17 protein-coding genes are annotated in these 22,058 nt (G+C 72.5%); 16 read left to right on the top strand and 1 reads right to left on the bottom strand.

All coding sequences use genetic code 11. The features are described 5' to 3' along the window. Positions 1-1,478 (bottom strand): Hsp70 family protein (locus Voc01_RS17860; RefSeq protein WP_203928569.1); only part of this gene is annotated, 1,478 nt, incomplete at its 3' end. A gap of 923 nt (positions 1,479-2,401) precedes the next feature. Here Voc01_RS17860 and mraZ point away from each other — a divergent pair. From mraZ to Voc01_RS17780, 16 genes are all read left to right on the top strand, one after another. Next, entirely contained in the window at positions 2,402-2,833 is a 432-nt protein-coding gene (mraZ, locus tag Voc01_RS17855) for a division/cell wall cluster transcriptional repressor MraZ (RefSeq protein WP_203928568.1), read from the top strand. Positions 2,834-3,170: 337 nt separating this feature from the next. Further along, entirely contained in the window at positions 3,171-4,259 is a 1,089-nt protein-coding gene (rsmH, locus tag Voc01_RS17850; protein WP_203928567.1) for a 16S rRNA (cytosine(1402)-N(4))-methyltransferase RsmH, read from the top strand. Then, positions 4,246-5,073, top strand: coding sequence for a cell division protein FtsL (ftsL, locus tag Voc01_RS17845; RefSeq protein WP_203928566.1), 828 nt, complete (start codon positions 4,246-4,248; stop codon positions 5,071-5,073). The genes rsmH and ftsL overlap by 14 nt, the downstream gene beginning before the upstream one ends. A gap of 181 nt (positions 5,074-5,254) precedes the next feature. Next, positions 5,255-7,507: a peptidoglycan D,D-transpeptidase FtsI family protein gene (locus Voc01_RS17840; protein WP_239160275.1), complete on the top strand. Its 2,253-nt coding sequence runs from the start codon at positions 5,255-5,257 to the stop codon at positions 7,505-7,507. A gap of 59 nt (positions 7,508-7,566) precedes the next feature. Further along, positions 7,567-9,156: a UDP-N-acetylmuramoyl-L-alanyl-D-glutamate--2,6-diaminopimelate ligase gene (locus Voc01_RS17835; protein ID WP_203928564.1), complete on the top strand. Its 1,590-nt coding sequence runs from the start codon at positions 7,567-7,569 to the stop codon at positions 9,154-9,156. Further along, on the top strand, positions 9,153-10,562 hold the full coding sequence (locus tag Voc01_RS17830; protein WP_203928563.1) for a UDP-N-acetylmuramoyl-tripeptide--D-alanyl-D-alanine ligase: 1,410 nt from the start codon (positions 9,153-9,155) through the stop codon (positions 10,560-10,562). Before Voc01_RS17835 ends, Voc01_RS17830 begins: the two co-directional genes overlap by 4 nt. Before the next feature lie 70 nt (positions 10,563-10,632). After that, entirely contained in the window at positions 10,633-11,745 is a 1,113-nt protein-coding gene (gene mraY / locus Voc01_RS17825; RefSeq protein WP_203928562.1) for a phospho-N-acetylmuramoyl-pentapeptide-transferase, read from the top strand. Positions 11,746-11,893: 148 nt separating this feature from the next. Next, complete coding sequence (gene murD, locus Voc01_RS17820) at positions 11,894-13,261, top strand: UDP-N-acetylmuramoyl-L-alanine--D-glutamate ligase (RefSeq protein ID WP_203928561.1); 1,368 nt, start codon at positions 11,894-11,896, stop codon at positions 13,259-13,261. A gap of 110 nt (positions 13,262-13,371) precedes the next feature. Further along, positions 13,372-14,670 carry an FtsW/RodA/SpoVE family cell cycle protein gene (locus Voc01_RS17815; RefSeq protein WP_239160279.1) on the top strand — a complete coding sequence of 433 codons (1,299 nt, stop codon included), beginning with the start codon at positions 13,372-13,374 and terminating at the stop codon, positions 14,668-14,670. Next, positions 14,667-15,779 carry an undecaprenyldiphospho-muramoylpentapeptide beta-N-acetylglucosaminyltransferase gene (murG, locus tag Voc01_RS17810; RefSeq protein ID WP_203928560.1) on the top strand — a complete coding sequence of 371 codons (1,113 nt, stop codon included), beginning with the start codon at positions 14,667-14,669 and terminating at the stop codon, positions 15,777-15,779. Before Voc01_RS17815 ends, murG begins: the two co-directional genes overlap by 4 nt. After that, positions 15,748-17,175 (top strand): UDP-N-acetylmuramate--L-alanine ligase, encoded by a 1,428-nt coding sequence (murC, locus tag Voc01_RS17805; protein ID WP_203928583.1) that lies wholly within the window; start codon positions 15,748-15,750, stop codon positions 17,173-17,175. The genes murG and murC overlap by 32 nt, the downstream gene beginning before the upstream one ends. A 78-nt stretch (positions 17,176-17,253) precedes the next feature. Next, positions 17,254-18,021, top strand: coding sequence for a cell division protein FtsQ/DivIB (locus tag Voc01_RS17800; protein ID WP_203928559.1), 768 nt, complete (start codon positions 17,254-17,256; stop codon positions 18,019-18,021). 820 nt (positions 18,022-18,841) lie between these two features. Then, the gene (gene ftsZ / locus Voc01_RS17795) at positions 18,842-19,963 is read left to right on the top strand and encodes a cell division protein FtsZ (protein WP_203928558.1); all 1,122 of its coding nucleotides are present in this window, start codon (positions 18,842-18,844) and stop codon (positions 19,961-19,963) included. Next, positions 19,960-20,688 (top strand): YggS family pyridoxal phosphate-dependent enzyme, encoded by a 729-nt coding sequence (locus Voc01_RS17790; protein WP_203928557.1) that lies wholly within the window; start codon positions 19,960-19,962, stop codon positions 20,686-20,688. The genes ftsZ and Voc01_RS17790 overlap by 4 nt, the downstream gene beginning before the upstream one ends. A 151-nt stretch (positions 20,689-20,839) precedes the next feature. Beyond that, positions 20,840-21,715, top strand: coding sequence for a cell division protein SepF (locus Voc01_RS54100; protein ID WP_203928582.1), 876 nt, complete (start codon positions 20,840-20,842; stop codon positions 21,713-21,715). A 9-nt stretch (positions 21,716-21,724) separates the two neighbouring features. Continuing rightward, on the top strand, positions 21,725-22,039 hold the full coding sequence (locus Voc01_RS17780; protein WP_203928556.1) for a YggT family protein: 315 nt from the start codon (positions 21,725-21,727) through the stop codon (positions 22,037-22,039). Positions 22,040-22,058: the final 19 nt, after the last annotated feature.

Below are 22,058 nucleotides of genomic sequence, written 5' to 3'. Positions count from 1 at the left end.
GGCATGGCACTGGACGGCGCGCCGCTCGCGGGCATGGCACTGGACGGCGCGCCGCTCGCGGGCATGGCACTGGACGGCGCGCCGCTCGCGGGCACCGCGCTGGTGGGGATGCCGAGGGTCGGCGCACTGGTCGGCGCGCCCGGCGGGGTGCTGACGGGCGCCGCCGAGGGGTGGCCGCCACCGAACGCCGGAGGTGCCGGCGGCGGCCCGTACCCGGCGGGCGCCTGCGACCCGTGCCCGGCGGGCGCCGGTGGTGGGTATCCGGACGTTGCCGCGGGTGCGTACCCGGATGACGCGCCGAACGCGGCCGGCGCTCCCGCCGGTCCCATTGCCCCTGGCGCCGACGGCGGCGCGAAACCCGCCGACGGACCCGACGCCGCGAACGACGCCCGCGCGCCCGGCACGGCGCGGAGGCTGCCCTGCGCGACGAGCAGTTCCGGGGTGTCGATCAGCGTCGGTGCGACGCCCAGCCGCTGGTGGAGCAGCGTCGCGATCAGCGGGATCCGGCTGGAGCCGCCGACCATGTACACGCCCGCCAGCCGGGTGGGCCGGGCCCGCTCGACCAGCGACGCCGTCAACGCGACGGTGCGGTCGAGCAGCGGACGGGCGGCCGCCTCGAACTCCTCGCGGGTCAGGTGGGTGTCGGTGTCGAAGAGGGGCACGTGGACCGCGGCGGTCGGGGTGCGGGACAACTGCTCCTTGGCGGCGCGCACGTCGTCCCAGAATGTTCTGGACGCCCGACGGCCCTGCGTGTCGGACGGGTTGACCAGCTGATGCCACCGCTGCGGATCGCGCTGCGCGACGACGCGGCCGATCTGGTCGACGAGCGCCGCGTCGAGGTCGAGGCCGCCGACGTCGTCGAGGCCCTCGCTCGCGAGAAGCTCCCACGCCCCGTCGGGCCGCAGCCGCACCAGCGACGCGTCGAACGTTCCGGCGCCGAAGTCGTAGACGGCGAGCGCCTCACCCGGATCGACGGTGCGGCCCAGCACCCCCGTGAAATGGGCCGCCGCCGCCACCGGTTCCGGAACCACGGTCACCGACGTGAGGCCGGCCGCGGCCGCGGCCTGCACCAGCACGTCCTTGCGGTGGGTGCCCCAGTTGGCGGGATGGGTGAGAACAGCCTGCACCGGCGCACCGCCGGTGAAGCGGGACGCCTCCGACGCCACGCGGGCGAGCACGGCGGAGATGACGCGGGCCACCGGGAACTCGTCGTTCCCGAGCAGGATGATGGCCTCGTCGATGCGGCGCTTGGGATTGGGTTCGTACCGGGTCGGGTCGAGGCGGGCGCTGCGTTCGCTGTCGCGTCCGGTGAGGAGCCTGCCGCTGGGGTCGGCGAACACCGCCGACGACAACAGGGGCGAGGAGTCGAACAGCAACGGCTGGGCTCTGTTGCCACTGCCGTCACCGGTCTCCAGGTACGCGACGGTGTGGGTGGTGCCGTAGTCGATCCCGAGCCGGTGGCTCGTGGTGGGGGTCACGCCGGTCACCGTATCGGCGTGTGTCGAGCCTGGTCCCCTTGCGGTTGCCCGCGCCTCTGCCAGCGGCCCTGCCTGGGCGTCTGCCCCTGCCTCTCCGCGCGCTCCGCCTGCCTTTCCGCGCGCTCCGCCTGCCTTTCCGCGCGCCGATCTTGCAGTTGTGGCCGCCGCTAAATCGCTCAAATCACGAAATAGGGGCGGCCACAACTGCAAGATCGCGGCGGGATCGGGAGAGCGCGGGAGGGGTGGGCGGGGGAGAGGGGGTGGCGGGAGAGAGGGGTGGCGGGCCTGGGGCGCGCGGAAGGGAGGGCCCGGCGGGGTCGGGGGCCTCGTGGTCGGCCGGATGTGGCCGGGCGGTCGTGGTCGAGGTGCTCGTTGCCGGCCGGCGTGTGCGGCCGGGGTGCTCGGGGCCGGCCGGCGTGTGCGGCCGGGGTGCTCGTGGCCGGCCGGCGTGTGCGGCCGGGGTGCTCGGGGCGGCGGGCAGGTGGTCCAGGGAGCTCGTGGCCGACGGGCGGGTGTGGCCGGGTGCTCGTCGGCGGCCGGCGGAGGCGGCCGGCGGAGGCGGTCAGGGCGGTGGGGTGGAGCGGGTGGGTGGAGGCGGGTGGAGGGGAAGTGGGGGAGCGGCGGCATCAGGGGTTGCCAAACGGCTCCACTTCGCTCCACTGCGGGCCTCAGGGGCGCCCGGCCCATGCCTGGGTGACCGTTTTGTGGCGGTTATCTAATGGGTGAATCGATACTGTCCTGATCTGGACCGAGCATGCCAGCCTTGGTCCTCCACCCTCCACCACCCCGTCTGACCTGGGGTTTTCTGGGCAGGCTCGCGCCGCCTATCCCGAGTTTCTGGTTGCGGGTGGAGGGAAGTGGAGTACAGTGGAGCGCGTTGGTGGGTCGGGGGGCCCGCCGGCCCCGGGGAGGGGGTGTCGTGCGTGTTCTTGGGAACGCACACGCCTCGCCTCGACGAGAAGGGCCGGTTAATCCTTCCGGCCAAGTTCCGTGATGAACTGGCAGGAGGTGTTGTGATCACAAAGGGTCAGGAGCGCTGCCTCTACGTGTTTCCCACCTCCGAGTTCGGTCGCATCGCGGCACAACTACGTGAGACACCGATGACGCACAAGGCGGCCCGGGCGTACAGCCGGGTGTTCTTCGCCAGTGCGCACGACGAGGTGCCCGACAAGCAGGGCCGGGTCACCATCCCCGGCCACCTGCGGGAGTACGCCGGGCTGGGCCGCGATCTCGTCGTCATCGGCGCAAGTACCCGGGTGGAGATCTGGGACAAGCAGGCCTGGGAGACGTACCTCGCGGAAAGCGAAGACGAATTCGCTGACATCGAAGAGGGGGTTCTCCCGGGCGGGTTGTAGTAGCGGGGCAGCACTTACAGAACGCGGAATCACGCCGTACCGCGAGATCTCCCTCCGCTCCACTCCTGACGCCACTTCCCCGGCGGCAGGCGAGAGAGCGGATGGGGATCTGGCGGTACGGCGTCATGGTCACCGGAGTCGGTCGGGAATACAACTCGCCACGCCGATGGCAACAGCAGTGCAACGGGGGTAACACCGCACCGGTCCGCGAAGCCGGGTGCGGGCTCACCGGAACCGGTTCCCGGCCACGGGCGCGTCTGCGCACGTCGGGGCGGTACACGGTGGGGCACTGGCACGGTCCGGGCCGCGAACCCGGGCCGTTACAAGGGGGTCGGCCATGGCGCGGGGGATCCACGTACCCGTTCTGCTCGAGCGGTGCCTCGAGCTGCTGCGCCCCGCACTCGCCGGCCCGGGCGCCGTGCACGTCGACGCCACGCTGGGCCTCGGTGGGCACGCGGAGGCGGTGCTCGACGCGTTCCCTGAGGTCACGCTCGTCGGCATCGACCGGGACCCGCAGGCCCTCGCGCTGGCGGGCGACCGGCTGGGTAGCCACGCCGGCCGGACACACCTCGTGCACGCGGTCTACAACGAGCTTGACGGTGTTCTGGACTCGCTCGGGATCACCGAGGTCAACGGAGTGCTGTTCGACCTCGGCGTCTCCTCCATGCAACTGGACGAGGCGGGCCGGGGTTTCGCCTACAGCCAGGACGCACCCCTCGACATGCGGATGGACCCCACGCGGGGGATCACCGCCGCCGAGGTGGTGAACACGTACCCGGCCGGCGACCTCGCGCGGATCCTGCGGGTCTACGGCGAGGAGCGGTTCGCGTCGCGGATCGCGGCGGCCATCGTGCGCGAGCGCGCGAAGGAGCCGTTCACCAGGACGACCCGCCTCGCCGACCTGGTCCGGAACAGCATTCCGGCGCCAGCGCGACGAACTGGTGGAAACCCCGCGAAGAGAACGTTTCAGGCGCTGCGCATTGAGGTAAATGGCGAACTGTCCGTGCTGGAAGAGGCGGTACCGGCGGCCCTCGACGCGCTCGCGCCCGGGGGTCGGATCGCGGTGCTGTCCTACCACTCGCTCGAAGACCGCCTGGTCAAGCAGGCGTTCGCGGAGCGGGCACGGTCGAGCGCACCGATCGACCTGCCGGTTGAACCCGTCGGCTCCGCACCGACGCTGTGGCTCCTCACCAGAGGCGCCGAGGTGGCGGGTGACGCGGAGGTGGCGACCAACCCGCGGGCGGCGTCGGCGCGCCTGCGGGCGGCCGAGCGGATCCCTCCGCCCGGCCGGCCGCCCAGACAGGTGAAGGGGATGCATCAACCGGTCACCCGGCCCGTGACGGGCCGGCGTCGCCGGTACGGAAAAGAAGACGAGACGGCGGAACACCGCACGACGGAAGGGGTGAACAGCAATGACGAGGGTTGAGCCAGGCCGTAACCCGAACGGGGCCCGCACAGGGCGTCCCGTCCGCGGCGACCGCGCCGTCGACCGGGTCGGCGACCGCATCAGTGAGCGGCTCGGCGATCGCACGGTCGACAGGGGCAGGTCGGCGGGTTACTCGCACCGCGGCACCGGGCGTTCCATCGACGACGTACGTGGACGCGGCCGGGAAGCGTTGGCCGCGACCCGTGGCGCCACCGCGCTGCAGCTGTCGCCCGCCGTGGAGCCGACGCGCCGGCGTCGCCCGGACCGCCCGGACCGCCCGGACCGTCCGGCCGAGTCCGCGGTCCGCGACGTCGCGCCGGAGCCCGAGGAGCTGGTCGACGAGCACCGGCCCGCCGTGGAGCACGGAACCGCGCGGGCGACCGCGTCGGGCCGGCCCGCGCGTCGGTCGGCGCCGGCCGGGGGCGCGGGCGACCGCGCCGGGATCTCGGTGGTTCCGCCACTGCCGGTGTCGGCGCCGCGGGCGCCGTTCGTCGCGCTGGTGCTGTCGGTGGTGGTCGTCGGTGTGCTGGGCATCCTCGTGATCAACACGAAGATCAACGAGGGTGCGTTCCACCTGCACGATCTCAAGGCGCAGCAGGGCAACCTCGACCAGCACGAGCAGCGGCTGCAGCGCGAGATCGCCGAGAAGGAGAGCCCGGGCAACCTGGCCGCGGCGGCCCGCCAGCTCGGGCTGGTGCGGGCCGAGTCGCCCGCGTTCCTGCGGCTGCCCGACGGGCGGCAGCTCGGCGTGCCGAAGCCGGCCAGCGGTCCGGCCAGCGTCGCCGGGCAGCCGGCCACCCAGCCCGCCGGCTGATCCGGCCGGGTGGGGCACCGACCGGGATTGGCGCCCGGACGGACCGGCCCACCCGGCCACGTCAGGCCGGCCCGATCGTTAGGCGATCTTGGAGGCTCGGAGTCCCGGACCGGACTCCGGGCTTCCGGGAACCGCGACGCCCCCCCGCTCGTGAACACGCTGGATGGTCCGGAGGCTGATCGTGCCGAGAAACGACCCACCGCGGGACGACCCGCGCCGGCGTACGGGTGACCGCCCGGAGCGGAGCGCGTTGGCCGACGCGCGCCGGTACACGCCGCGGGGCCGCACCGTGCGGGAGAGCGCGGCCGAGCGCGCGGGTCGCGATCCGTTCCGGCCGGCGTTGCAGGTGCTGGCGGGAGGGCGGTCGGACCAGAGCCGTCGGGCGGAGGGCCGTCGGGGGGACCAGGGCCGTCGCGCGGCCGAGGAGGGACGCGCGGACCGCGGCAGGTCCACCGCCGACCGCGGCAGGGCGACGACCGACCGCGGTCGGGCGACCCCGGACCGCGGTAGGGGAGCGTCGGACCGCGGTCAGGGAACGGCGGACCGGGCCCGGGGAACGGCCGACCGCGGCCGGGCAACCGGCGGCACCCGGGGAACCGGCCGCGCAGCCGGGTCCAACCGGAGCGCGCGCGTCGGGGCGCAGCGCCCCCCGGTCCGGCCGAAGATCAACCGCGGCCTCGCGCCGCCGCGACCGGGCCGACCACAGCGGCGCCTGCGCGTCGCGACGGTGCTGGCCCTCGCGCTCTTCACGCTGATCGGCGGCCGGCTGGTCGTGCTCCAGTTCACCGACGCCCGCGCCTACGCCGCCGACGCGCTGGAGCAGCGGCTCAAGCGCGAGGTGATCCCGGCGCCGCGGGGCTCGATCCTCGACGCCGACGGCAAGCCGCTGGCGCACAGCGTCGAGGCGCGGTACATCTACGCCGACCCGACCCAGGTGCAGGACGTCGAAGCGACCGCCGACGCGTTGATGCCGGTGCTCGGACAGCTGGGTGTGTCGCGGTCGGAACTGGTGCCCAAGCTGGCCCCGCACAAGCACAAGAACGGCACCAACGTGCAGTTCGAGTACCTGGCCCGCCGCGTCGACGTCGAGCTGGGCGACGCCGTCGTGGCGTTGAACCTCGCCGGGGTCCGGGTGGCGCGCGACGAGCGCCGCGAGGTGCCCGGGCACGACCTGGCCGCGTCGGTGATCGGCTTCACCGGCCGTGACCTGAAGGGCCTCACCGGGCTGGAGCAGAAGTACGACGAGCAGCTGCGCGGCGAGGACGGCCTGCGGGTCTTCGAGTCCGGCCAGGGCAAGCTCGACCGGGAGATCCCGGGCAGCCTGCACCAGGCCCGGCCGGCCCGGCCGGGGTCGTCGCTGCAGCTGACCATCAACCGGTTCGTGCAGTTCCGGGTGCAGCAGATCCTCGCCGCACGGCTGCAGGCGGTGAAGGCGTCGATCGGCGCCGCGGTCGTGATGGACGTGAAGACCGGCGAGGTGATCGCGCAGGCGAGCTTCCCCGGCTACGACGCCGCCGACCCGCCCGCCGACTCCGAGCTGTGGCTCGACACCAGCAGCGGGATGCTGGTCGACCCCGGCTCCACGCACAAGGCGATCGTGATGGGCGCGGCCCTGCAGGAGGGCAAGATCGTGCCCACGACGTCGGTCTTCGTCGGACCGAAGATCGTCAAGGGGGACCGCGAGTTCGTCGACTCGGTGAACAAGCAGACCAAGGAGACCCCGGTGACGATCGCCGGCATCATGGCGTACTCGTCGAACATCGGCACGATCCGGGTGGCCGACGCGCTCGGCAAGGACAAGGTCTACGAGTACCAGCGCCGGTTCGGGCTGGGCGAGCCGACCGGCGAGGGCCTGCCGGGCGAGGTCGCCGGCCTCGTGCGCGAGCCGAAGGACTGGTACGGCTCCAGCCACGGCACGATCCCGATCGGCAACGGCGTGTCGACCACCCCGCTCCAGATGGCGGCCGCCTACGCGGCGATCGCCAACGACGGCGTGTGGGTGCAGCCGCGGCTGGTGAGCGGCCTGATCGGACCCGACGGGAAGCTCGCCAAGGCGCCACCGCCGCTGACCCGGAAGGTGCTCGACCCGCAGCACGCCCGCGAGCTGCGGGAACTGCTCGAGGCACCGGTGGCGGTCAAGGGCGGCACCGGTAACCAGGCGGCGATCGAGGGTTACCGGGTCGCAGGCAAGACCGGTACCGGCGGTCGCGTGGTCGACGGCAAGTACACGGAGGGCTACGTCGCGTCGTTCATCGGGATGGCGCCGGCCGACGCGCCCCGGTACGTCGTGGCCGTGTACGCCTACGGGCTCGACATCACCGGCGCCTCGATGGCGCCGGCGTTCCGCGAGATGATGCAGTTCATGTTGATCAGGTACGGGGTGCCGCCGACGGGTGCGCCGGCGCCCGTGTTCCAGGTGTACCCGCCCGCCTAGTGTCCAGGTACAGCGGCCATGCTGAACGAACCGCGGGTGGGCCGGTATGGTCTGACCCCGTGCCCGGCTATCCGCGACCCGCTGGCGTGCCGCCCGTGCGGCTGCGCGATCTCGATCTTGGCGCAGTGTCCGACGATCCTGGCGCGGCACCCGACGACGTCGCCGTCACCGGTGTATCGCTCGCCAGCACCGAGGTACGACCGGGTGACCTGTACGCCGCGCTGCCGGGTGCCCGCCGGCACGGCGCCGAGTTCGCGGCACAGGCCGTCGCGGCCGGCGCGGTCGCGGTGCTCACCGACCCCGCCGGTGCGGCCATGATCACCTCCGAGGTGCCGGTGCTCGTGGTCGACGACCCCCGCGAGGCCGTCGGAGCCGTGTCGGCCCGCGTGTACGGCGCGCCGAGCGAGCGGCTGAGCGTGCTCGGCGTCACCGGTACCGCCGGCAAGACCTCGGTGGTGTACCTGCTGGAGTCCGGGCTGCGGGCCGCCGGCATCCCCGCCGGGCTGATCGGCACCGTCGAGACGCGGCTCGGCGACGTCACGGTGCCGAGCGTGCGCACCACGCCCGAGGCGACCGACCTGCACGCGTTGTTCGCCGTGGCGGTCGAGCGTGGCGTGAAGGCGATCGCGATGGAGGTGTCGAGCCACGCGCTGAAGCTCGGCCGGGTGGGCGGCGTGCGCTTCGCGGTCGGCGGGTTCACCAACTTCGGCGTCGACCACCTCGACTTCCACCCCGGCGTCGAGGACTACTTCGCCTCGAAGGCCAAGCTGTTCGACGGGCGCAGCGGCATCGAGGTGCTGAACCTCGACGACCCGGCGCAGGCGCCGCTCGTGCGCCCGTCGACGGTCACCTACTCCGCGCTCGGCGCCGCCGACGCGACCTGGCGGGCCGTCGAGGTCAGGCCCGACGGGTACGGGCAGCGGTTCACCGCGCTCGGCCCGGGCGGTGTCGCGGTCAACGCCCGGGTCGGCCTGCCGGGCCGGCACAACGTGGCGAACGCGCTGCTCGCGATCGCCATCCTCGCCGCGGCCGGCATCGACCCGCAGACGGCCGCTGACGGCGTCGGTGCCTGCCCGGGCGTGCCCGGTCGCATGGAGCGCGTCGGACAGCTCGGTCCCGTGCTCGGCGTGGTCGACTACGCGCACAAGCCCGACTCGATCATCGCGGTGCTCGCCGCGCTGCGGGAGATCGGCACCGGCCGGGTGATCTGCGTGGTCGGCGCCGGCGGCGACCGTGACCGGGGCAAGCGCCCGCTGATGGGCGCGGCCGCGGCGGCCGGTGCGGACGTCCTGATCGTCACCGACGACAACCCGCGCACCGAGGACCCGGCGAGGATCCGCGCCGAGGTGCTGGCCGGTGCCGCCGGGGGCGACGTCCGCGAGGTCGCCGGTCGCCGGGAGGCCATCGAGGCGGCGGTCGCGCTCGCGCGTCCCGGCGATGTGGTCGCTCTTCTGGGCAAGGGCCACGAGAGCGGCCAGGAGATCAACGGCGAGGTCCGTCCGTTCGACGACCGCGTGGAGCTCGCGGCCGCGTTGGCGGCAAAGGGGGGACCGGCGGGGGGCGCGCCGGCCCCGGGGCCCGCGCGAGCGGAGGCGAGCGCCGACAGCTCCGAAACCGGCGCCGACGAGCCGGTGGGGGGTCAGCGGTGATCCCGATGACACTGGCCGAGGTCGCCTCGGCCGTCGACGGCACGCTCGTCGGCGCCGACCCGGACGTGACGGTCACCGGCACCGTGGAGTTCGACTCGCGCAAGGTCGGGCCCGGTGGGCTCTTCGCCGCGTTCGACGGGGCCAGCGTCGACGGTCACGACTACGCCGAGACGGCGCTCAAGCAGGGCGCGGTCGCGCTGCTCGCGACGAAGAAGGTCGACGCGCCGGCGATCATGGTCGACGACGCGCGGGCGGCGATGGGCCGGCTGGCCAGCGCCGTGCTGGAGAGGCTGCCCGACCTCACCGTGATCGGCCTGACCGGCTCGTCGGGCAAGACCACCACGAAGGACCTGGTGGCGGGGCTGCTCGACCGGCTCGGACCGACGATCGCCACCGCCGGCTCGTTCAACAACGAGCTCGGGCTGCCGTACACGGTGCTGCGGGCCACGGCCGAGACCCGGTACCTGGTGCTGGAGATGGGCGCCCGCGGCGTCGGGCACATCCGGTACCTGTGCGAGCTGGCGCCGCCGCACATCGGGGTCGTCGTCAACGTGGGCGTGTCGCACATCGGCGAGTTCGGCTCGGTCGAGGCGATCGCCGAGGCCAAGGGCGAGCTGGTCGAGGCGCTCCCGCCGGCGGGCATCGCGGTGCTCAACGCCGACGACCCGCGGGTCCGGGCGATGTCGGCCCGTACCAGGGCCGAGGTGGTGTTCGCCGGGGAGTCGGCCGCGGCGGCGGTGCGCGCCCTCGACGTGACCCTCGACGAGCGCGGCCGGGCCGCCTACACGCTGCTCTACCAGGGTGGTGCCACCCCGGTGCGGCTCGCCGCCGCCGGCCGGCACCAGGTGGGCAACTCCCTCCTCGCCGCCGCGGTGGCGCTGCGGCTCGGGCTGTCGCCGGCGGAGGTGGCCGACGTCCTCACCGGGCTGCGGCTGGCCTCCGAGCGGCGGATGGACGTCTTCGACCGGCCCGACGGGGTCACGGTCATCGACGACTCGTACAACGCCAACCCGGACTCGATGGCCGCCGCGCTGCGCGCGCTGGTGGCGATCGCGGCCGGCCGGCGTACCGTCGCCGTGCTCGGCTACATGGCCGAACTCGGTGACCAGGAGCGGGCGGGGCACGAGGAGGTCGGCCGGCTGGCCGCCGACCTCGGCGTCGACCGGCTCGTCGCCGTGGGACAGACAGCGCCGGCGTACACGGCCGGCGCGGCGTCCGTAGCACGTTGGGGAGGGGAGTCGGTTGAGGTGACCGATCAGGATGCCGCGCTCGCGTGGCTCGATGCCGGGCTGCGGCCGGGTGACGTGGTGCTGGTGAAGGGCTCGCGGTACCGCACCTGGCAGGTCGTCGACGCGCTGCGGCCCACGGATCCCACTCCGCCCGACACGTCGCAGGCCGACGCATGAGCGAGCTGCGCGAGCGAATCATCAGCTCAGGTATGCCCGGATGGATCGCGGAGCGAAGCGGAGCGATGGCATGAGGGCGGTGTTCGTCGCCGGTGTGGTGGCGTTCCTCGTGTCGATCTTCGGCACGCCGATCGCCATGCGGCAGTTCATCAAGCTGAAGGCCGACCAGCCGATCCGCGACTACGGTCCGCAGACCCACCTCACCAAGAAGGGCACCCCGACGATGGGCGGGGTCGTCTTCATCGTGGGCACGTTGATCGCCTACATCGCCGGTCACCTGACCCTGACGACGCTGCCCGACGCGCAGCTCAAGCCGACCGGACCGACGGCGACCGCCGTGGTGCTGCTCGGCCTGTTCGTGTTCCACGGCGTCCTCGGCTTCATCGACGACTACCTGAAGGTCAGCAAGAAGAACAGCGGCGGCCTGAGCATGCGCAAGAAGCTCATCGGCCAGGCGGTGATCGGTGCCGCGTTCGGCATCATCGCGCTGTACTTCCCCAGCAAGGGCCCCGAGCCGCTGACGGTGGCCAGCTCCACGATCTCGTTCATCCGCGACATCGAGATCCTGGAGATCACCAAGGTCGGCGCGGTGATCCTGTTCATCTTCATCGTGATGGCGATGTCGAACGCGGTGAACCTGACCGACGGCCTCGACGGTCTCGCGACCGGCACGTCGATCATGGTGCTGGTGGCGTACGCCGGCATCGCGTTCTGGCAGTACCGCCACTGGGTCAACGACGAGAGCTACCGCGGCGCCTACGACTACGCCTCCCGCGACCCGCTGGAGATCGCGCTGATCGCGGGCGCGTGCGCCGGCGCGTGCGTCGGCTTCCTCTGGTGGAACACGTCACCGGCGAAGATCTTCATGGGCGACACGGGCTCGATGGCGCTCGGCGCGCTGATCGCCGGCATGGCGGTGGCCACGCGGACGGTGTTCCTGCTGCCCATCATCACGGTGCTGTACTTCATCATCACGGTGACCTGGGTGATGCAGATCGGCTCCTACCGCACCACCGGCAAACGCATCTTCCGGATGGTGCCGTTGCAGCACCACTTCGAGCTGGCGGGCTGGAGCGAGGTCAACGTCGTCATCCGGTTCTGGATCGTGGCCGGCCTGGGTGTGGCGGCCGCGCTGGGCCTCTTCTACGCCGACTTCCTCCGCGAGATGAGCGGCGCGTCGTGAGGGTCCTCGATAGACGACGCTCTATCCGGTGCGGGTTCCGGCCGTGGGGGCGCACTGGATCGAGCGTCGTTTATGCGCGGGCGTCCGGGGTCCGGGCGCGGAACCGCACCGGATCGAGCGTCGTGTGTGCGCGGGGTGGGGTGGGCGCGTGAGCTACGCCGGGCGGCGGGTGCTCGTGGCGGGAGCGCGGATGGCGGGTACGGCGTCGGCGCGGGCGCTGCTGTCCGCCGGTGCCGAGGTCACCGTCGTCGACGAAAAGGCGGTGCCGGCCCTGGACGAGCTGGCCGCGGCCGGTGCCCGCACAGCGGTGGGCGTCGGGCTCGACCAGCTGAAGGAGCAGCAGGACCTCGTCGTGTCGCCGGGGTTCGCGCCGCACCACCCGCTCGTGGTGGCCGCCCTCGCGCAGGGGCTCGACGTGTACTGCGAACCCGAGCTGGCCTGGCGCCTGCGCGGACCCGGCGCACCACCGTGGCTCGCGGTCACCGGCACGAACGGCAAGACCACCACGGTCACGATGCTCGCCGCGATGCTCGCCGCGGGCGGTCTCCGCACGGCGGCGCTCGGCAACGTCGGGGTCCCGTTGGTGGACGCGCAGAGCGCCGACCGGTACGACGTGCTCGCCGTCGAGCTGTCCAGCTTCCAGCTGTACTGGTCGAGCCGGATGGCGCCGCCCGCCGGTGCCTTCCTGAACCTGGCCGCCGACCACCTCGAGTGGCACGGCACGTTCGACCACTACTCCGACGCCAAGACCAATGTCTGGCGAGCGGCCCGCAGCGGCGCGGGAGCGGCGATCGGCAACCTCGACGACCCGCTCGTGGCCGGGCTCCTCGCCGCGGTCCCCGGCGCTGTCGGGTTCACCGTCGCCGGGTGGGAGCACGGGCGGTTCGGGCTCGTCGACGGGATGCTCGTCGACGCCGACGGGGTCGAGATCATCGAGGCGGCGGCGATCCGGCCGCCGGGGACCCACAACGTCGCCAACGCGCTGGCGGCCGCGGCCCTGGCCCGCTGGTTCGGCGTGCCGGTCGACGCGGTGCGCCGGGGCCTCGCCGGGTACCGGCCCGAGCCGCACCGCAACGCGCACGTGGCCACCGTCGACGGGGTCGCGTACGTCGACGACAGCAAGGCCACCAACCCGCACGCCGCGGTCGGCTCGCTCACCGCGTACCCGCGGGTGGTGTGGGTGGCCGGCGGCCAGCTGAAGGGCGTCGATCCCGACGACCTCGTGGCGACCGTCGCCGGCCGGCTCGCCGGCGCGGTGCTGCTCGGCGTCGACCGCGACCTGATCCGTGCCGCATTGGCCCGACACGCGCCGCGGGTCCCGGTCGTCGACGTGTCGACCACCGATGATGGGGCCATGGACGAGGTGGTGCGCGCGGCGGCCGGGCTGGCCACGACCGGCGACACGGTGCTGCTCGCACCGGCCGCCGCGTCGAAGGACATGTACACGAGCTTCGAGGCCCGCGGCCACGCGTTCGCCGCCGCAGTGCGCAGGCTGGGTAGCCAGGAGCGGTCGTGACGACCACCTCTCCCGGGAAACGAGGTACTTCTCCCGGGACACCCGTCGTCGACCCCGTACTCAGGGCACAGGGTCGCACGGCAGGCGGAGGCGGCCCGTCCCCTCACGATCTGAGCCCGGCCGGCGGACCGCTGGCGGCGCTCCGCGGCCTGTTGGCGCGACCGCTCGCGTCCTATTACCTTCTGCTCGCGACCGTCGGGCTGCTGGTGCTGATCGGGCTGACGATGGTCTTCTCCGCGACCAGCCTCAGCAACACGCCGTACGCCTCGGTGCAGCGGCAGCTCGTGTCGGCGGTCGTGGGCCTGCTGGCGTTCTGGATCTGCCAGCGGCTGCCGACCCGCACCTACCGGCGGGTGGCCCGGGTCGCGCTGATCGCCTGCATCCTCATGATCGTGCTGGTCGACCTGCTCGGCGTGCTGTCGGTGATGCAGACGCCGCCGGGCGAGGACCTGCGGGCGGCGAGCATCGGGCCGATCAAGGCCGACCAGCTGTGGCTGTACCTCGGACCGATCCAGCTGCAGCCGTCGGAGCTGGCGAAGCTCGCGTACGCGCTGTGGGCGGCCGACATCCTCGCCCGCAAGGGTCCCGCGGTCGCCGAGTGGCGCGAGGTCGCGGTGCCGCTGTTCCCGGTGTCGGGCCTGCTGTTCCTGCTGGTCGGCTACCACGACCTCGGCACCATGCTGTGCCTGCTCACGATGTTCATCGGCGTGCTGTGGGCCGCCGGGGCGCGGCTGCGGGTGTTCGGCGTGATGATCGGCGTGGGCCTCGCCGGCGTGATCGGGCTGGTCCTCATGCCGGGCAAGAGCGTGTACCGGATGGAACGCCTGGCCGTGTGGCTCGACTACCTGTTCGGCGACGGGCGGTCGACCGACTCGAGCAACGAGGCCCTGCAGACCGTGCGGGGACTGCACGCGCTCGGCAACGGCGGCTGGTTCGGCGTCGGGCTCGGCGAGGGCCGGCTCAAGTGGGGCTACCTGCCCAACGGTCACAACGACTTCATCTTCGCGGTGATCGCCGAGGAGCTGGGCGTCGTCGGGTGCATGGTCGTGCTCGCCCTGTTCGGGGTGCTCGCCTACACGGGGCTGCGGATCGCGCGGCGCGTCAACGACCCGTTCCAGCGGCTCGTGGTCGCCGCGATCACCACGTGGCTGATCAGCCAGGCGGTGATCAACATCGGCGGGGTCACCGTGCTGCTGCCGATCACCGGGCTGCCCCTGCCGTTCATCTCCGACGGCGGAAGCGCGCTGGTCGTGGGCCTGGCCGCGGCCGGCATTCTGACCGCGTTCGCCCGCAACGAACCCGACGCGGCCAAGGCCCTGCACGCCCGGCCGCCGCGTAAATGGGTACGGCTACTCTGGGCCCCGCTACCGCCGCTGCCCGCGGCGCGTAAGGGGAGGAAGTCTTCGTGAGTCAACTGCGCTCCGTCGTTCTGGCCGGAGGCGGAACGGGTGGCCATATCTATCCGTTGCTGGCCTTTGCCGACTGCCTGCGCCGGCACGACCCGGCGCTGCGCATCACGTGCATCGGCACGCCGCGCGGCCTGGAGAAGGAGCTGATCCCGGCCGCCGGGTACGAGCTGCGCATGGTGCCGGCGTTCCAGCTGCCACGCAGCGTCAACTGGAACCTGGTGCGCACGCCCGACCGGATGGTGTCGTCGACGCGGGCCACCCGGAAGATCCTCGACGAGGTGGCCGCCGACGCGGTGGTCGGGTTCGGCGGGTACGTGGCGGTGCCGGCGTACCTCGCGGCGTGGCGGCGGAAGACGCCATTGCTCATCCACGAGAAGGACGTGCCGGTCGGGGTCGCGAACCGGCTCGGGCTCAAGGTGACCGACCACGTGGCGCTCGGGTTCCCGCACCAGCTCGCGCAGGAGCCGCGGGTGGCGGGCAAGCGGGTCGTCGGGGTGCCGCTGCGGCGGTCGCTGTCGACGATCGACCGTCCGGGGCTTCGGGCCCGGGCACGCGCACATTTCGGACTTCACCCGGATCTGCCGACGTTGTTCGTGTTCGGCGCCTCGCAGGGCGCCCGCTCGATCAACCAGGCGGTGCTCGGCGCGGCGAAGGCGATCACCTCGTCGGGGGTGCAGGTGCTGCACATCGTCGGCGCGCGCAACGACGACATCACCGTCCCCACCGACCTCGCCGCGCCGTACGTGGCGGTGAAGTTCCTCAAGGAGATGGAGCTCGGGTACGCGGCCGGCGACCTCGCCATCTGCCGCGGCGGCGCGATGACCTGCGCCGAGACCGCCGCGATCGGCATGCCGGCGGTGTACGTTCCGTTGCCGTGGGGCAATGGCGAGCAGCGGCGCAACGCGCTTCCCGTGGTCGAGGCCGGCGGCGGCCTGTTGTGCGAGGACGCCGACCTGACCCCCGCGTACATCGAGTCGACCGTGCTGCCGCTCGTCCGCGACCCGCACCGGATCGCCCAGATGAGCCACGCGGCCGCCGGCTACGGCCGCCGCGACGGCGACGAACAGCTGCGGAACTATCTCCTGGAGGTCGTCGGTGCAGCCCGTTGACTCGGACCTGACAGCCGAGGATCTCGGCCGGGTCCACCTGATCGGCACCGGCGGGGTCGGCATGGCCGGGCTCGCCCGGCTGCTGCTCACCCGGGGCATCCCCACGTCGGGCAGCGAGCTGCGGGAGTGGCCGACGCTCGCCGGTCTGCGGGCGCTCGGCGGCACGATCTTCATGAGCCACGCTTCCTCCAATCTCGACGGGGTCGACACGGTGGTCTACTCCACCGCGATCCCCGCCGATCACATCGAGTTGGTCGAAGCGCGGGCCCGGGGGCTGCGGGTGCTGCACCGGTCCGAGGCGCTCGCCGCGGCGATGAACAAGCGGCGGTCGATCGCCGTGGCCGGCACGCACGGCAAGACGACCACCACGTCGATGATCACGGTGATCCTCCAGCACGCCGGGCTCGACCCGTCGTTCGTGATCGGCGGCGAGATCTCCGAGGCCGGCTCCAACGGTCACCACGGCGGCGGCGACCTGTTCGTGGCCGAGGCCGACGAGAGCGACCGGTCGTTCCTGCTGTACCGCCCGCACGTCGGCGTCGTCACCAACATCGACGCCGACCACCTGAACACCTACGGCGACCTGGCCGGGCTCGAGGACGCGTTCGTCGAGTTCGCCGGCCGCGTCGACCCGGCCGGCTTCGTGGTGACCTGCGCCGACGACCCGGGTGCCCGCAGCTTCGCGGCGCGCGCGCCGGGAACCGTCTACACCTACGGGACGTCCGCGGATGCTCATCTGCGCATGACCGACGTCGTATCGTCGGCGGCCGGCGTGCGGTACCGGGCGTCCCTCGACGGGGAGCCGATCGGCGAGATCAGCCTTCCGTCGCCGGGAAAGCACCTCGGGCTGAACTCGGCCGCGGCGGCGCTGGTGGCGCTGAAGCTCGGCATCGCACCCGCGGTGATCATCGAGGCGCTGGCGTCGTTCCCGGGCGTGCGGCGCCGGTTCGAGCTGAAGGGCGTCGTGGCCGGAGTGCGCGTCTACGACGAGTACGCGTACCACCCGACCTCGATGACCGCCGCGATGCAGACGCTGCGCGAGGTCGCCGGCGACGGCCGGCTGATCGTGGTGTTCCAGCCGTACCGCGTCTACCGCACCCGCGACTTCGAGGCCGAGATCGCCGCCGCCCTGTCGATCGGCGACCAGGCCGTGATCATGGAGGTGTTCGGCCCGGGCGAGGTGCGCGAGCCGGGCCAGGGCGGGGTCGCTCTCACCGCGGCGGTGTCGCTGCCCGACGACCGCAAGGTGTTCGTCCCGTCGTGGGAGGACGTCCCGGGCGAGGTCGCCCGGCGGGTCCGGCCCGGCGACGTCGTCGTCACGATGGGCGCGCCGCCGATCTCGCTGATGGGCGACGAGATCCTGGGCGCGCTGTCGGGCGCGCCTTCGGGCGGCTGAGGCCCCGGTGACCGGGCCGCGGGCGGTCGGGTCCGATGGCTGACGCGCGGTGGCGGCTGGTGCGGGCGGTCGGGTCCGATGGCTGACGCGCGGTGGCGGCTGGTGCGGGCGCGGCGCGACGCCGTGCCCGACTCCGTGCGCCGCTTCAGCGCGCGCGCCCGTCGCAACCGGCTCCGCCGCGCGGCGCCGCTGCTCACGGCCGCCGTCGTGGTCGTCGTGGTCGGCATCGGCGCGGCCGTCGTCTGGTTCACCCCGGCGGTGGCGGTGGACCGCGTGGAGGTCACCGGAGCGTCGCTGGTGTCACCGGACGACGTGCGCGCCGCCGCCGCTGTGCGGGTCGGCCGTTCGCTGGCCCGGGTGGACGTGGGTGCGGTGCACCGCCGGGTCGCGGCCCTGCCCCCGGTCGGCCGCGTGTCGGTGAGCCGCAAGCTGCCCGGCACCGTGGTCATCGCGGTGACCGAGCGCACGCCGGCGGCCGTGGTGGAGCAGTCGGCCGCCGAGCCGGGCCTGTGGCTGATCGACGCGTCCGGGGTGGTCTACACGCGGGCGGAGTCCCGCCCCGCGGGGCTGGCACTCCTACGGATCCCCGCACCGTCCCGGGACGACCCGACCACCCGCGCCGCCCTGACCGTGCTGCGCGCCCTCCCGCCGGAGCTGCTGGCTCCGATGGCGGTCCTGGCGGCTGACGCGCCGGCCCGCATCCGCCTGGAGCTGACCGACGGACGCACCATCGTGTGGGGCGACGCCACGGAGAACACGGAGAAGGTGCGGGTGGCGCTGGTCCTGATCACCCGACCCGGCCGCACGATCGACGTGAGCGCCCCTTCGCTGGTGACCATCCGCTGACCCTGTCTCGGACGCGGGTCCGCTCCGCCTGGGGACCGCCTCGGGCCGCGAACGCTCTGGGGCCGCCTCGGGCCGTGCATCCCATGCCCGGCTCGGCCCGCGCCCGCCCGGCGCGCCTCGGGCCGTGCATCCCATGCCGGCTCGGGCCGTGCACCCCACGCCCGGCTCGGCCCGTGCACCCCCACGCGCGCCTCGGGCCCGTACCCGCCCCGCGCACCCCACGCCTGCCCACCCCGCACCGCCATCCCCGCGCTCGCCCGCCCTGCCTCCGCGCACCCCGCTCCCGCCCCCGCGCACCCCGCTCCCGCCCCCGCCCCCGCTCCCCGGCGCGCGCCCGCTCTCTTGGCGCCGATCTTGCAGTTGTGGCCCCTGACTAATCGCTCTTTATGGCTTTAAAGGGGCGGCCACGACTGCAAGATCGGCGAGGCGGGGGCGAGGCGGGGGTGAGGCGGGGGCGGGGCGAGGCGGGGGCGGGCGGGGCTGTGGGCAAGGGGTCAGGGTGGGGGGAGGGACCGTGCGGGGGCGTATGGGATTTGGGGCGAAGTTCGACGGTTATTTCCTTTTTGGTGCATTATGGGTTCGTGTGTTTTAGCGCGATCGGCGCGGGGGGTCGGAAAGCAACCTTCCTGGCCGACACGCCGAGAGCGGTTCTTGGATCACGCGCCGTATCCGCCTACCTTTCTCGCAAGCATTGGTTGACATAACTCTCATCCTCAACTAAAGGTTGAGGGTTTGCCGGAACCCTCGATCTGCCTGCATAAAACGGCCGCCCGTGAACCTGGGCGGGTGGCCGCCATCTGCGAAGGGAAGGCAACGCCCGATGACGCATCCGCACAACTATCTCGCGGTCATCAAGGTCGTCGGCATCGGTGGCGGCGGGGTCAACGCCGTGAACCGGATGATCGAGGTCGGCCTGAAGGGCGTTGAGTTCATCGCCATCAATACCGATGCGCAGGCGCTGCTGATGAGCGACGCCGACGTCAAGCTCGATGTCGGTCGCGAGCTCACCCGTGGCCTCGGCGCCGGTGCGAACCCCGATGTCGGCAAGAACGCCGCCGAGGACCACCGCGACGAGATCGAGGAGGTGCTCAAGGGCGCCGACATGGTCTTCGTGACGTGTGGCGAGGGTGGCGGCACCGGTACCGGTGGCGCGCCCGTGGTGGCCAACATCGCCCGCAAGCTCGGCGCGCTGACGATCGGCGTGGTCACCCGGCCGTTCTCGTTCGAGGGCAAGCGGCGTCAGGTGCAGGCCGAGTCGGGAATAGACGAGCTGCGCAACCAGTGCGACACGCTCATCGTGATCCCGAACGACCGGCTGCTCGCCCTCGGCGACCGCGGCATCAGCATGATGGACGCGTTCCGCCAGGCCGACCAGGTGCTGCTCTCCGGTGTGCAGGGCATCACCGACCTCATCACGACGCCGGGCCTGATCAACCTCGACTTCGCCGACGTGAAGAGCGTCATGAGCGGTGCCGGCAGCGCGCTCATGGGCATCGGCAGCGCGCGCGGCGACAACCGCGCGGTCGAGGCCGCCGAATCGGCGATCTCCAGCCCGCTGCTGGAGCAGAGCATGGACGGCGCGCGCGGCGTGCTGCTGTCGATCGCGGGCGGGTCCGACCTGGGGCTGTTCGAGATCAACGACGCGGCGCAGCTGGTCACCGACGCGGCGCACCCCGACGCGAACATCATCTTCGGCGCGGTGATCGACGACGCGCTCGGCGACGAGGTGCGCGTCACGGTGATCGCGGCCGGGTTCGACGGTGGCTCGCCGGCCTACAAGCCGGCCGAGGTCCGCAAGGTGACGCGTTCCGCTCCGGTGATCGAGCCGGCCGCGCCGAGCGCCCCGCCGCCCGCGAGCACGCCCAGCACCACCCCGCCGCCGCGGCGCAGCGTACTGTTCGACGACGTGGACGTCCCCGACTTTCTGAAGAACGGCGCGTGAGCAGCCGACAGGAGCAACTCGCGCTCAATCTGAGCGAGCAGCGTGAACGGCTGGCCGCGGCGTGTGCCGCTGCCGGCCGTTCGGCGTCTGAGGTGACGATCATCGCGGTCACCAAGACGTACCCGGTGGCCGACGTGCTCGCGTTGGCCGCTCTCGGCGTCACCGACATCGGTGAGAACCGCGACCAGGAGGCAGCTGCGAAGGCCGCGGCCACGGCGGACGCCGGCGTCGAGGTGCGGTGGCACTTCGTGGGCCAGTTGCAGCGCAACAAGTGCCGGTCGGTGGTGACGTACGCCGACATGGTGCACTCCGTCGACTCGGTGCCCCTGGCGCGCGCCCTCGCCGGTGCGGCCGACCGGCACCGCGAACGGCCGCTCGACGTGCTCGTACAGGTGAGCATCGACGGTGACGCGGCCCGCGGCGGTGCGATCGAGGGCGCGGCCGACCCCGAGCGCGAGGTGCGCGCGGTGGTCGACGAGATCGCCGGTTCCCCGGCGCTGCGCCTGCGCGGCGTGATGGCGGTGGCGCCGGTGCGGTGGGAGCCCGCCGAGGCATTCGCGAAACTCGGAGAGGTCGCCGAATGGATTCGCGCCGACCACCCGGACGCGACAGTGGTTTCCGCCGGAATGAGCGCCGATCTCGAACAAGCCGTAAATGCCGGCGCGACACACGTCCGCCTCGGTGGCGCAATCCTCGGGAATCGTTTACCACCTGCGGTAGCCTGACGCAGGGTACCCGAATTACAGCGGTGTTGTTTACCTGCCGTTGGTTCGTGCCGGCCGGCGGTACCCACGCATGAAGTTCAGGCTTTGAACCGCGTGCGACAGGGGCGGCACGTCACGGGGGAGGTGTCGCATGGCGGACGGAGGGGCGCCGATGGGTGCGCTGCGCAAGGCGGGGGTGTGGCTCGGGCTCGTCGAGGACGACGACGACCGGGGCTACGACGACCGCTCCTACCGCGGTTACGGCGACGACTACGCGGACGAGGACGACGTCGACGAGGCGCCGGTGGTGGCACCCCGCGCCCGTCACGGCTCCGACCGGCACAGCTCCCTGGGTTCGGACCGGCTGGGTTCCGACCGGCACAGCTCCGACCGGCTGGGATCCGACCGGCTCTCCTCCGACCGGTTGGGCTCGGACCGGCACAGCTCGGACCGACTGGGTTCGGACCGGCTCGGCTCGGACCGGCTCGGCTCGGACCGGCTCGGCTCGGACCGGCTCGGCTCGGACCGCCTGGGTTCCGACCGGCTGGGTTCGGACCGGCTGGGGTCCGCCGACCGGCTGGGGTCGGACCGGCTGGTGGCCGACCGGGCACCCGACCGGAGCGAGGCGGTGCGGCCGGAGCGGCAGACCGTCCGGTCGATCACCCGTCCGTCGACCACATCGAGCTATCCGACCCGGGACAGCCTCGCCCTCGCGCCTCGAGCCGCGGTAGCCGAACGGGTGAATGTGGTCGAGGAGGAGGACCGGGGCCGGTACCAGATCACCACGCTTCACCCCACGACGTACAACGAGGCGCGTACGATCGGTGAGCACTTCCGTGACGGCGTCCCGGTGATCATGAACCTCACCGAGATGGACGAGGCGGATGCGAAGCGTTTGGTCGACTTCGCGGCCGGTCTGGCATTCGGCCTGCGGGGTACGATCGAGCGCGTCACAAATCGTGTGTTCCTGCTTTCACCCGCGAACGTCCAGGTCACGGCCGAAGACAAGGCGCGGATAGCGGAAGGCGGGTTCTTCAACCAGAGTTGAGCGAGGCCAGTGCTATCGATCGCCCTTCAGGTGCTGTACCTGGTGCTCTACGTCTTCTTCCTGACGCTGATCGCCCGGTTCATCATGGGCTACGTGCTCACGTTCGGCCGGCGCTGGCAGCCCGGCCGGGGCGCCGCGGCCGCCATGGAAGTGGTGTGGAGCGTCACTGATCCGCCTCTGAAAGCGTTGAGGCGGGTGATCCCGCCGCTCCGGCTTGGTACGGTGAGCCTCGACCTGAGCTCCCTTGTGCTGCTGGTTATCCTGTTCGTGCTGATGGACTTCGTGGTAAGGCCCCTGATCACTTCGGTTGTCGCCGGAGCGTGATTGGCCACGTGGTCGAGAC

Origin of the sequence: Virgisporangium ochraceum (genome assembly GCF_016863655.1) — a bacterium.
Lineage (GTDB): Bacteria > Actinomycetota > Actinomycetes > Mycobacteriales > Micromonosporaceae > Virgisporangium > Virgisporangium ochraceum.
The sequence above is the reverse complement of the archived record's forward strand: the minus strand, read 5'-3'. Positions and strand labels throughout refer to the sequence as shown.